At 58.3% G+C, this 12,862-nt stretch carries 9 protein-coding genes; 2 read left to right on the top strand and 7 right to left on the bottom strand.

Annotated features, from left to right (window positions below):
• Window positions 1–87: 87 nt before the first annotated feature.
• Window positions 88–393 (top strand): cold shock domain-containing protein CspD, encoded by a 306-nt coding sequence (gene cspD, locus OOT55_RS17770; protein WP_322113830.1) that lies wholly within the window; start codon window positions 88–90, stop codon window positions 391–393.
• Between the two features lie 113 nt (window positions 394–506).
• Here the strand turns inward: cspD and OOT55_RS06630 are convergent, their stop codons facing one another.
• Window positions 507–2,741 carry an NADP-dependent isocitrate dehydrogenase gene (locus OOT55_RS06630; protein ID WP_322113839.1) on the bottom strand — a complete coding sequence of 745 codons (2,235 nt, stop codon included), beginning with the start codon at window positions 2,739–2,741 and terminating at the stop codon, window positions 507–509.
• Between the two features lie 95 nt (window positions 2,742–2,836).
• Here OOT55_RS06630 and OOT55_RS06635 point away from each other — a divergent pair, with 95 nt between their 5' ends.
• Window positions 2,837–3,418, top strand: a complete 582-nt coding sequence (locus OOT55_RS06635; protein ID WP_265368332.1) for a pseudouridine synthase — start codon at window positions 2,837–2,839, stop codon at window positions 3,416–3,418.
• 510 nt (window positions 3,419–3,928) lie between these two features.
• Here OOT55_RS06635 and sucD read toward each other — a convergent pair.
• The 6 genes from sucD to OOT55_RS06665 all read right to left on the bottom strand — a co-directional run bounded on the left by sucD (window position 3,929) and on the right by OOT55_RS06665 (window position 12,852).
• Entirely contained in the window at window positions 3,929–4,801 is an 873-nt protein-coding gene (gene sucD / locus OOT55_RS06640; RefSeq protein ID WP_024460477.1) for a succinate--CoA ligase subunit alpha, read from the bottom strand.
• Window positions 4,802–4,923: 122 nt separating this feature from the next.
• The gene (sucC, locus tag OOT55_RS06645; RefSeq protein ID WP_265368333.1) at window positions 4,924–6,087 is read right to left on the bottom strand and encodes an ADP-forming succinate--CoA ligase subunit beta; all 1,164 of its coding nucleotides are present in this window, start codon (window positions 6,085–6,087) and stop codon (window positions 4,924–4,926) included.
• A 138-nt stretch (window positions 6,088–6,225) separates the two neighbouring features.
• Entirely contained in the window at window positions 6,226–7,665 is a 1,440-nt protein-coding gene (gene lpdA, locus OOT55_RS06650) for a dihydrolipoyl dehydrogenase (RefSeq protein WP_265368334.1), read from the bottom strand.
• A gap of 112 nt (window positions 7,666–7,777) precedes the next feature.
• Window positions 7,778–9,034 (bottom strand): 2-oxoglutarate dehydrogenase complex dihydrolipoyllysine-residue succinyltransferase, encoded by a 1,257-nt coding sequence (odhB, locus tag OOT55_RS06655; protein WP_265368335.1) that lies wholly within the window; start codon window positions 9,032–9,034, stop codon window positions 7,778–7,780.
• Window positions 9,035–9,086: 52 nt separating this feature from the next.
• Window positions 9,087–11,921, bottom strand: coding sequence for a 2-oxoglutarate dehydrogenase E1 component (locus OOT55_RS06660; RefSeq protein ID WP_265368336.1), 2,835 nt, complete (start codon window positions 11,919–11,921; stop codon window positions 9,087–9,089).
• A 226-nt stretch (window positions 11,922–12,147) separates the two neighbouring features.
• Window positions 12,148–12,852: a succinate dehydrogenase iron-sulfur subunit gene (locus OOT55_RS06665; protein WP_024460482.1), complete on the bottom strand. Its 705-nt coding sequence runs from the start codon at window positions 12,850–12,852 to the stop codon at window positions 12,148–12,150.
• Window positions 12,853–12,862: the final 10 nt, after the last annotated feature.

The following is a 12,862-nucleotide window of genomic DNA, read 5'->3' on the forward strand; positions in this document are numbered from 1 at the left end:
TAAACACTTTGAGCAATAAGCCAACAAACTCTAATAACGATTAACGATGAGACCTCCGAGTCTCTCCGCAACAGAAGGATACCCCCCATGCCTACAGGTACCGTCAAGTGGTTCAACAACGCCAAAGGCTATGGCTTTATCCTGCCGGACGAAGGTGGCGAAGATCTGTTCGCGCACTATTCGGCCATCCAGATGGAGGGATATAAAACCCTCAAGGCGGGTCAACTGGTCGCGTTCGATATCACCAAAGGTGACAAAGGTTATCACGCCACCAACATCATCTCCTCCGATGCCCAGCAGGCCGACGAGCGGGCCACAGCCAGCAACGGCGCCAGCGAGCGACGAGACTTCGACTCCGCGCCGGGCAAATCGACCGCCGTCACCACTCACTGACTGAGCGGGCACGTTCCGGACCCAATCTGAAACAAAAACCCCCGGCGCCCTGATGGACCCCGGGGGTTTTTAGCGCCATCAAGCACCTATCCCTGTGCTCTATATGGTGTCATTCAGGCGTTTTTCAAGGCTTCCAACGCTGCATTGAGCGTTGCGCTCGGGCGCATCACGTCGGACACCTTGGTCCGGACCGGGCGGTAGTAACCGCCGATATCCACCGGTTTGCCCTGAACGCCGTTCAATTCAGCAACAATTTTCGCTTCCTCAGCCTTCAGCGTGCGGGCCAGCTCCGTGAAGCGCTGTTTGAGCTCGGCATCCTCGGACTGAGCTGCCAGAGCTTCCGCCCAGTACAGCGCCAGGTAGAAATGACTGCCGCGATTGTCCAGCTCGCCGGTTTTGCGGGAGGGCGATTTGTTGTTCTCCAGGAAGTCGGCATTGGCCTTATCCAGAGCGTCGGCAAGCACCTTGGCCTTGGCATTTCCCGTCACTTTGCCGTAATGACGCAGTGACTCCACCAATGCCAGGAACTCGCCCAGCGAATCCCAGCGCAGATGGTTTTCCTCCAACAGCTGCTGGACGTGCTTGGGGGCTGAACCGCCGGCGCCGGTTTCAAACAGACCTCCGCCATTCATCAGCGGCACAATGGAAAGCATCTTCGCGCTGGTGCCCAGCTCCATGATCGGGAACAGGTCGGTCAGGTAGTCACGCAGCACGTTACCGGTCACGGAAATGGTGTCCTTGCCCTGACGGATGCGCTCGAGGGAAAAAGTCATCGCATCCACCGGCGCCATGATGTGAATTTCCAGACCGCTGGTGTCGTGCTCTTTCAGGTACTGCTCCACTTTCTTGGTGACCTGGGCGTCGTGCGCGCGCTTGGAGTCCAGCCAGAACACGGCCGGGGCGCCACTCTCGCGAGCGCGGTTGACCGCCAGCTTGACCCAGTCGCGGATCGGCGCATCTTTGACCTGGCACATGCGGAAGATATCGCCCGCCTCGACGCTCTGCTCGATCAGCACCTGGCCGCTGGCATCCACCACCTGAACCTTGCCGCTGGCCGGCACTTCAAAGGTCTTGTCGTGTGAACCGTACTCTTCGGCCTTCTGGGCCATCAGACCGACGTTGGACACGCTGCCCATGGTGGTCGGATCGAAAGCGCCATTGGCTTTACAGTCGTCAATCACCGCCTGGTAAATGGTGGCGTAGCAGCGATCCGGGATCACGGCCTTGGCATCGTGGCGAGCATTGTCCGCGCCCCACATCTTGCCGGAGTCACGGATCATGGCGGGCATGGAGGCATCAATGATCACGTCGCTGGGGACGTGCAGGTTGGTGATGCCTTTATCGGAGTTGACCATGGCCAGGCGTGGGCGCTCGTTGTACACCGCTTCCACATCGGCAATGATGGCCTTGCGTTGGTCTTCCGGCAGCTGCTCAACGCAGGAATACAGATCGCCGATCCCGTTGTTCGGGTCAAAGCCAACAGACTTCAGAGCGGCTTCGTGTTTTTTCAGCGCGTCGGCGTAATACACTTCCACCGTATGGCCGAACAGAATCGGGTCGGAGACCTTCATCATGGTCGCCTTCAGGTGCAGAGAAAAGAGCACATCTTTGGCTTTGGCATCTTTGATTTCGGCTTCTAGGAAGTCCCGCAACGCCTGCTTGCTCATCACCGCCGCGTCAATGATCTCACCGTCGAGCAGCGCGGTTTTTTCTTTCAGGACCTGGGTGTCACCCGCGTCGGTGACCAATTGGATTTTGACATCGGTGGCTTTCTCGACCAGCACGGACTGCTCGCTACCGTAAAAGTCGCCGTGGGACATGTGAGCCACGTGAGATTTGGAGTCCGCAGACCAGGCACCCATTTTATGCGGGTTTTTGCGCGCATACTGCTTGACCGAAGCCGGGGCACGACGGTCGGAGTTGCCTTCGCGCAGCACAGGATTGACCGCACTACCCTTCACCTTGTCGTACTTGGCCTTGACGGCTTTTTCTTCGTCGTTCTTGGGCTCATCCGGGTAATCCGGCAGGTCATAGCCCTGTTTCTGAAGCTCTTTGATGGCCGCCTTCAACTGGGGAATGGAGGCGCTGATATTCGGCAATTTGACAATATTGGCTTCCGGCGTTTTTGCCAGCTCGCCCAACTCCGCCAGATCATCGGCGATGCGCTGCGCTTCACTCAGACGCTCCGGAAACTGGGAAATGATCCGTCCTGACAGGGAAATGTCACGGGTTTCAATCGCTACGCCACAGGGTTCGGCAAAGGCGCGAACGATCGGCAGCAGAGAGTAGGTCGCCAGCGCGGGCGCCTCGTCAGTTTCCGTATAGATGATTTTGGATTCGGTCATGATAAGCTGTCACTCCATCTTGTCTGGGGGTGTGCCGGTGTTTTGATCGCGCGCATTATACCAGTAATGACCACGCCCGGCATGAAACGAGGTTATCTGTGGCACGTCTGTTGTTGTTCAATAAACCTTATGGGGTACTCACTCAGTTCACCGATGCGGAGGGCCGGGATACGTTGGCCCGTTACATCGATATCCCCGGCGTTTACCCGGCCGGCCGTCTGGACCGCGACTCCGAGGGCCTGCTGTTGCTCACCGATGATGGCCAGGTGCAGCACCAGATCGCCCACCCGCTGCACAAACTGCCCAAGGTGTATTGGGTGCAGGTGGAGGGCGCGCCCGACAAGTCTGCTCTGCAGGCGTTGCGTGAGGGTGTCACGCTCAACGACGGTCGGACTCGCCCGGCCAAGGTAAAACAGATTCCCGAACCATTCCTCTGGCCCCGAAACCCTCCGGTGCGGGAGCGAAAATCCGTTCCCACCATCTGGCTGGAGCTAACCATCACCGAGGGCCGCAACCGTCAGGTACGCCGGATGACGGCGGCGGTCGGCCACCCCACACTGCGCCTGGTCCGCGCCCGCATCGGCACCTGGTCCCTGGATCAGCTAAAGCCCGGTGAGTATCGGACGGAAAAACTTCATCTACCCAAAGCGCCGGTCAAGCCTTCATTGCGTAAGCGTTGAGTTGCTGCTCTTGGCGGCACCTTACTAGGCACTTCGCATTGTGGCGCTGCGGGTGGGTATACCACTGCAAGACACGCCGTAAACCCATGATGTGCATGGATGCACGAATGCCGCGATGGCAGGAGCCAATGAGCGGCCCATGGGGGCTCATTACCCGCCGTCCAGGCGGGTAATGGTCTTGCAGTGGTATACCCACCCTCCGCTGGTGCCAACTCAACGCTGTTTGGAGCTAGCACGTTTTGCCACTAAAACCCCTCGGTACCCGTCTACAGACAGTCGGAACAACATGGCGATGCGTCGGTGGCAATTTGTTGGCACTGAGGCGTTGGGGAGGAATACCATGTGGAGACTCTCTGAGGCATGGATGCCGATGAGAAGCCTACAGGGATGTATTTACGGCGGGTCTCCACATGGTATTCCTCCCCAACGCCGGACTAAAACGTCGCTCAAGAAATAAGACAACAGACACAAAAAAGGCGGCTCACAGGCCGCCTTTTTTGACTGAAAGACTTACCAACCAGTGGCTTCTTTCAGAGCCTGGCCGATGTCCGCCAGGCTGCGTACGGTTTTCACACCGGCGTCTTCCAGGGCCGCGAACTTCTCGTCAGCGGTGCCCTTACCGCCGGCGATGATCGCACCGGCGTGGCCCATGCGCTTACCCTTCGGCGCCGTGACACCCGCGATGTAAGATACCACCGGTTTGGTCACATTGGCCTTGATGAACGCTGCGGCTTCTTCTTCCGCACTGCCACCAATCTCGCCGATCATCACAATCGCTTCGGTCTTCGGATCGTTCTGGAACATCTCCAGAATGTCGATGAAATTGGAGCCCGGGATCGGATCGCCACCAATACCCACACAGGTGGACTGGCCGTAACCGAAGTCGGTGGTCTGCTTGACCGCTTCATAGGTCAGGGTACCGGACCGGGACACGATGCCCACTTTGCCCGGCTTGTGAATGTGGCCCGGCATAATGCCGATCTTGCACTCACCCGGTGTGATCACACCCGGGCAGTTCGGGCCGATCAGGCGTACGCCCAGCTCATCGCATTTCACTTTGCAATCCAGCATATCCAGAGTCGGAATGCCTTCGGTAATGCACACGATCAGCTTGATGCCGGCGTTGGCCGCTTCCAGGATCGAGTCCTTACAGAACGGAGCCGGTACATAGATGACGGACGCTTCGGCGCCGGTTTCGGCCACGGCTTCAGCGACGGTGTTAAACACCGGCAGGCCCAGATGGGTCTGGCCGCCCTTGCCCGGAGTAACACCGCCGACCATCTTGGTGCCGTAGGCAATTGCCTGCTCAGAGTGGAAGGTACCCTGGGCACCGGTGAAACCCTGGCAGATCACTTTGGTATCTTTGTTGATCAAAACGCTCATTGTTGAGTCCTCAAATTCTATTGTGCTGCGGAGTGTGAAACCGTCCCTGGTGTCTGGGTCCGGCCCGGCCGTCCTGGCCGGTCGCTAAGGGCGCTGCGGAAACATTCAGTTTCCGGTCGCCCTTAGCCCTCCGCGGCTTTAACCACTTGCTGAGCAGCGTCAGTCAAGCTGGTCGCGGCGATGATGTTCAGACCGCTGTCCGCCAGTACTTTGGCGCCGAGCTCGGCGTTATTACCTTCCAGGCGGACAACCACCGGCACCTTCACGCCCACCTCTTCCACGGCGCCAATCACGCCTTCGGCGATCAGGTCACAGCGAACGATACCGCCGAAGATGTTGATCAGAACGGCCTTGACGTTTTCGTCAGACAGAATGATTTTGAACGCTTCCACAACGCGCTCTTTGGTGGCACCGCCACCGACGTCCAGGAAGTTCGCCGGCGCACCACCGTGCAGTTTGACGATGTCCATGGTACCCATGGCCAGACCGGCACCGTTGACCATGCAGCCGATGTTGCCATCAAGTGCCACGTAGTTCAGTCCCCACTTGGCGGCGTGGGCTTCACGGGCGTCTTCCTGCGAGGGGTCATGCATTTCGTGCAGATCATCGTGGCGGTAGAGCGCATTGCCGTCGATCGCCACTTTGGCGTCCAGGCAGTGCAGATCACCGGCCGGTGTGATGACCAGCGGATTGATCTCGATCAGCGCCACGTCCTTCTCTTTGAACATTTTCGCCAGACCCAGAAAGATCTGTACGAACTGCTTGACCTGTTTACCTTCCAGGCCCAGCTTGAAGGCCAGCTCGCGGCCCTGATAGGGCTGGGCGCCAACCAGCGGATCGATGGTGGCCTTGAGGATTTTTTCCGGTGTTTCCTCAGCCACTTTCTCGATTTCCACGCCGCCTTCGGTAGACGCCATGAACACGATACGACGGCTGGAGCGATCGACCACAGCGCCCAGATAGAGCTCTTTATCGATATCGGTGCAGGTCTCAACCAGAATGCGGCTGACCGGCTGACCTTTTTCGTCGGTCTGGTAGGTCACCAGGTTCTTGCCCAACCACTGCTTGGCAAAGGCTTCGACTTCCGCCTTGGACTTGACCAGCTTGACGCCGCCCGCCTTACCGCGGCCGCCAGCGTGAACCTGGGCTTTGACGACGAATTCAGTACCGCCGATGGTGTCGACCGCGGCTACCGCTTCCGCGGGAGTCTGGGCAGCGACACCCTTGGATACGGGCAGCCCGTACTGAGCGAACAGTTGCTTACCCTGATATTCATGCAAATTCATGGTGCAGTTCCACATTGTCTGTTGCCGGACCGAGGTCTCTTACGGCATTTCCGGCAAGAATGACCAATTAGCAGACCGCACCGCGGCGGCCTGCCCCCTGGGTTGAGTTGTCTAACTCAGTGTCATTTCTCGTTATTATTAGCGCTTCTTCTTATTGGCGACATGGATCGCATGACCATGAACCGCCAAGGCTGCTTCATGCACAGCTTCAGACAGCGTCGGATGGCCAAAGACCATCAGACCCAGATCTTCAGCACTGCTGCCGAACTCCATTGCAATCGCCACCTGCTGAACCAGATCGGCGGCACTCGGTCCCACAATGTGGGCGCCCAGAATGCGATCGGTGTCCGCATGGGCAATGATTTTGACCAGACCGCCGGTTTCATTGGCCGCCATGGCACGGCCGCTGGCCGCGAACGGGAAGGTACCGACGTTGTAGGGCTCGCCATCGGCCTTGATCTGCTCTTCGGTACGACCGACCGAGGCGACTTCCGGATGGGTATAGATCACGTTGGGAACCACATCGTAGTTCATGACAGTTTTCTGACCGGCAATGCGCTCGGCGACCATCACGCCCTCTTCGGAGCCCTTGTGAGCCAGCATCGGACCGCGAACCACATCGCCAATCGCCCAGACGCCGGGCGCACCAGTGGCACAAAGATCATTGACGTAAATAAAGCCGCGCTCGTCCAGGTTCACGCCGCTGTCTTCTGCCAGCAGGCCCTCGGTATAAGGACGACGCCCGACACAGACAATCAGCTTGTCAAAGATCTCTTTCTGTTCTTTACCGTCTTTGTCGGTAAAGGTTACGGTCACTTTCTTGCCCTTGACTTCGGAACCGGTCACCCGGCAGCTCAGACGAATATCCAGTCCCTGCTTGGTCAGAATTTTCTGGGTTTCTTTGGCGATCTGCTGGTCCATGATGGACAGGAACTTGTCCATGGCCTCAAGCACGACCACATCGGATCCCAGACGGTTCCAGACACTGCCCAGTTCCAGACCGATCACGCCGGCACCGATGACGCCGAGACGTTTGGGTACCGCATCAAACTCCAGAGCACCGGTGGAGTCGACAATCACATCGTTGTCGATTTTCGCTACCGGAATGTCGATGGGCTTGGAACCGGAGGCCAGAATGACGTTATCCGCTTCCAGAGTTCTGGTTTTACCGTCATGCCCGGTCACTTCCACTTTACGGTTGGCCAGCAGTTTGCCGGTGCCGAAAATCGAGGTAACGCCGTTGGCCTTGAACAGCGCTGAAATACCGCCGGTCAACTGCTTGACGATGTTGTCTTTACGCTGGATCATTGAAGGCACATCAATTTCGATGCCCTTGGTAGAAATACCGTGTACTTTGAAGTCATCTTTGGCTTCGTGGTATTTGTAGGAGCTGTCCAGCAGCGCCTTGGAGGGGATGCAGCCCACGTTCAGGCAGGTGCCACCGTTGACGCCCTTGCCTTCGCTGTTCTTCCACTTTTCAACACACGCCGTTTTCAGGCCCAGCTGCGCCGCGCGAATCGCCGCAACGTATCCGGCCGGGCCGGAACCAATGACTACCACATCAAATTTATCAGACATATTTCGTTTCCCAGGTTTGCAAGGCTGCCTGGCACCCTCTTGATCGGGCCAAACACCGTCATGCGATCAGTGAGCTATGCCAGAGCGGGCAGTAACCTGCCCGCTCTGTTCATCAGATTTCCAGAAGGATTCGTGCCGGGTCTTCCAACAGATCCTTGATGGTCACCAGGAACTGAACGGCTTCTTTGCCATCCAGCAGGCGGTGGTCGTAGGAGAGTGCCAGGTACATCATCGGCAGAATTTTCACCTCACCATTGACCGCCATCGGGCGCTCCTGAATCTTGTGCATTCCCAGAATGGCGGATTGCGGCAGGTTCAGAATCGGGGTGGACAACAGCGAACCGAACACCCCGCCGTTGGTGATGGTGAAGGTACCACCGGTCATTTCTTCAATGCCCAGTTTGCCGTCACGGGCGCGCAGGCCGTAATCACGAATGGTGCTTTCGATATCCGCCAGCCCCATGTTTTCGGCATTGCGCAATACCGGCACGACCAGCCCCTTGTCGGTGGACACGGCGACGCCGATGTCCTGATAGCCATGATAGACAATGTCGTTATTGTCGATCGAGGCATTAACCGCGGGGAAACGACGCAGCGCTTCGGCGGCGGCCTTCACGAAAAAGCCCATGAACCCCAGACGGGTGCCGTCGTGGGACTTCTCGAACTGGTCTTTGTATTTGGCGCGCAGCTCCATGATCGGCCCCATGTTCACCTCGTTGAAGGTGGTCAACATGGCGGTCGTATTGGAGGCCTCAAGCAGACGCTCGGCGATACGCTTACGCAGGCGGGTCATTGGCACCCGCTTCTCGGCACGATCGCCTGCCGGCGCTTCGACTTCGGCGGCTTTGGCGGGGGCGCTGCCGGGCTCGCTGGCGGTCTTGCTGCCACCGGACTTGAGGAAGTTGGCCACATCCTCTTTGGTGACCCGACCGTCTTTCCCGGTACCCGGAACGCTGTTGGGGTCGATGTCGTTCTCATCGGCCATCTTGCGAGCCGCCGGGCTGAGCAGTTTTTCGCCCTCGTCACCGGACGTCGCCTGGTCGCCGCCGTCAGCGGGCTTGCTCTCGGACTTCTCGTCGGATTTTTTCTCCTCGGCGGCCTCGTCTTTTGCTTCGCTCTTGGCGCCAGCCTCGCCTTCTTCAAACTTGGCAATGACTTCATTGCTCAGGACGGTATCGCCCTCTTCTTTCAGAATTTCGGACAGGCTGCCATCAGCCGGCGCCACCACTTCCAGCACCACTTTGTCAGTTTCGATATCGACAATCAATTCGTCGCGGGAAACAGCTTCACCGGGCTTTTTGTGCCAGGTGGCGATGCTCCCGTCCTGAACAGATTCGGGGAAAGTCGGGGCTTTGATCTCAATAGTCATTCTTTGTCCTTAGCAATCGCTGTGGATTCTTTGTCGAACACAGGCTCCGGCGTCAAACGCTCAGAGCCTCATTGATGAAACGCTTCTGCTCTTCCAGATGCACGGAGGCATAACCCGCGGCCGGTGCCGCTGATGGGTCGCGCCCCACATAGCTGAGATAGAGGTCCGGGTTGTGATCATTCACCACACGCCGCATGTGGTGCTGGCTGCTGTACCAGGCGCCCTGGTTCATGGGCTCTTCCTGGCACCAGACGATATCCTTCAAGTTCTTGAAAGGCGCCAGCGCTTCTTTCAACTCTTCTTCCGGGAAGGGGTAAAGCTGTTCCAGCCGAATCAGCGCGACATCATCCTGTTCACGCTCCATACGCTCTTCAAGCAAATGGTAGTAGACCTTACCGGAGCAGAGCACCACCCGTTTGGCTTTCGCCGGGTCCACCTGCTCTTCGGTGATCACGTTATGAAAGTAACCATTGGCCAGATCTTCCAGGCTGGAGGTCGCCAGCTTGTGACGCAGAATCCATTTCGGACTCATGACCACCAGGGGGCGACGCATCGGGCGGATCACCTGACGACGCAGCATGTGGAACACCTGAGCCGGGGTGGTCGGAATGCAGACCTGTATATTGTGCTCGGCACACAGCTGCATAAAGCGCTCCAGACGCGCGGAGGAGTGCTCCGGGCCCTGCCCTTCGTAGCCGTGAGGCAACAGCATGGTCAGGCCACACAGGCGGCCCCACTTGTGCTCACCACTGGTGATGAACTGATCGATGACCACCTGCGCGCCGTTGGCAAAATCGCCAAACTGGGCTTCCCAGATGATCAGGCCGTTCGGGGTGGTGGTGGCATAGCCATACTCGAACGCCAGCACCGCTTCTTCAGACAGGAAGGAGTCATACAGATCCAGCGCTGGCTGATCCTCTTTGAGGTGACGCAGCGGGATATAGGTGGAACCGTCTTTCTGACTGTGCACTACTGCGTGACGGTGTGAGAAGGTGCCTCGCCCGACATCCTGACCGGTCAGGCGGACGCCGTAGCCCTGATCCAGCAGCGTTGCGTAGGCGAGCGTTTCCGCCATACCCCAGTTGATGGGCAGAGCGCCACCGGCCATCTTGCGACGGTCGTCGTAAATCTTGCCGACCTGCTTGTGCACCACCACGCCGTCGGGAATCTCGCACATCTTGTGACCGAGTTCCTGCAGACGTTTCAGGTCGAAGCTGGTATCGCCCGGCGTATTCCAGTCGTGGCCGATGTAGGGCGTCCAGTCGACAAACAGTGAGCGGTCCGGCTCAGTGACCAGGCCGTTGGCCACACTTTCACCGCGATCCAGGGCGGCGCGGTAGTTGTTCATCATCTCGTCGACTTTTTCCGCCGTCACCACTCCGGCCGAAATCAGCTTGTCAGCATAGAGGGCCCGGGTGGTTTTGTGCTTGCGGATCAGCTGATACATCAACGGTTGTGTCGCAGAGGGATCATCGGCCTCATTGTGGCCGCGACGGCGGTAGCACACCAGGTCGATCACCACGTCTTTCTTGAACTCATAGCGGTAATCCGCCGCCAACTGCGCCGCAAACAACACCGCATCCGGGTCATCACCATTGACGTGAAAGATCGGCGCTTCCACCATCTTGGCGACATCGGTGCAGTATTCGGTCGAACGCATGTCCTCGCGCTTGCTGGTGGTAAAACCAACCTGGTTATTGATCACCAGATGCACGGTACCGCCCGTGGCATAGGCGCGGGTCTGGGACATCTGGAAAGTTTCCATGACCACGCCCTGACCGGCAAATGCCGCATCCCCGTGCACCACAATCGGTAGCACTTTGGCACCGATCGGGTCATCACGGCGGTCCTGACGGGCCCGTACCGACCCTTCAACCACCGGAGAAACGATTTCCAGGTGCGACGGGTTGAAGGCCATGGCCATGTGCAACTCGCCGCCGGGCGTCATGATGTTGGAGGAGAACCCCTGGTGATATTTGACATCACCCGAGGTATCCACCAGACGCTTGGTACCCTCGAACTCACCAAACAGCTCGGAAGGACTTTTACCGAAGATGTTGACCAGGGTGTTCAGACGGCCCCGGTGGGCCATACCCAGTACAATTTCTTTCGCGCCATAACCGCCCGCGCGGTTGACGATGGCATCCACCAACGGGATGAAGCTCTCTCCCCCCTCCAGACCAAAACGCTTGGTCCCGGGGTATTTGCTATCAAGGTGCCGCTCCAGCCCTTCGGCGGCCACCAGACGATCCAGCACCGCCAGGCGTTGCTCATCACTGAAATCGGGCTTGGAACGCACACTCTCCAGACGCTGTTGAAGCCACTGCTTCTCCGCCAGGTTGGTGATGTGCATGATTTCCGGGCCGACGTGCCCGCAGTAGGTCTGTTCCAGAGCGTCGACGATGTCCTTGAGCGGAGCCTCTTCCCGGCCGATGAACAGGTTGCCGGTATTGAAAACGGTATCCAGATCAGCATCGGTCAGACCGTGAAACCCCAGCTCCAGGTCGGGGACCCGTTCACGGTCCATCAGGCTGAGGGGGTCGAGTTGGGCTTTCTGGTGGCCGCGGAAGCGGTAGGAGCTGATCAGTTGAAGAACTTTGACCTGCTTGCGCTCATGCTCGAGGCTGACTGAGCCCGCCGCAGTGGCCGAAGCGGTCGCTGAGCGGGTTTTGGCGAGACGCTGAAACTGCTCGCGAATAACGGAGTGCGGAACGTCCTGGGTGACCACCCCATTGACCCGGGGCAACTGCTCAAAATAAGTGCGCCACTCGTCGGGAACCGCGTTGGGATCGTGTAGATATGTGTCGTAGAGCGCTTCGACGTAGGCGGCATTCCCTCCGGAGATATGGGACGTGCGCCAAAATTGCTCCATGATGCTGTCTTGCATTACACCCACCTTGTCATGGGGTTCACCAACCACCGGGGCAACCGGGATGGCTGGCGGCCGGATCGGGTGTTACCCGATACTCCCCCTGCTAGTCTCTAGCCGTTAGCTACCATAACGCACCCCGCTTGTGGCAGAGCGCGCCGCTCAAATACTCAGGCACACCCCGAAGGGTGTGCCGGACGGTCGGACCCCAGGTCCAACCCTTTTTGCTCACACCTGAGTGTGATCAGGTCGCACTCTGCAGCAGCATGGTGCGAATATGACCGATGGCCCGGGTCGGATTCAACCCTTTGGGGCACACGGACACGCAGTTCTGAATGCCGTGACAGCGGAATACGCTGAAGGGGTCATCCAGATTCGATAAACGCTTCTCGGTCGCCAGGTCACGACTGTCCGCCAGGAATCGATAGGCCTGGAGCAGACCCGCCGGACCGATAAACTTGTCCGGATTCCACCAGAACGACGGGCAACTGGTCGAGCAGCAGGCACACAGAATGCACTCGTACAGGCCGTCCAGCTTGGCACGATCTTCGGGAGATTGTAACCGCTCGATCGCCGGAGCGGGGGTATCATTCTGCAAATAGGGCTCGATTTTCTTGTACTGATCGTAGAACTGGGTCATATCGATGACCAGGTCACGAATCACCGGCAGCCCCGGCAGTGGCCGAACCACCAACTTGTTGTTCTTTACCGCCTGAGACAGCGGCGTAATGCAGGCCAGACCATTGACCCCGTTGATATTCATGCCATCCGAGCCACAAACCCCCTCGCGGCAGGAGCGGCGGTAAGCCAGGGACTCGTCCTGTTCCTTGAGCATGCCCAGCACGTCGAGCACCATCAGATCCTTACCCTGCGTGTCCACTTCATAGGACTTCATGTAAGGCGCTTTGTCGGTCTCGGGGTTGTAGCGATAGACTTCAACTTTCAACATAACTCGTACC

Source organism: Marinimicrobium sp. C6131, from assembly GCF_026153455.1.
Lineage (GTDB): Bacteria > Pseudomonadota > Gammaproteobacteria > Pseudomonadales > Cellvibrionaceae > Marinimicrobium.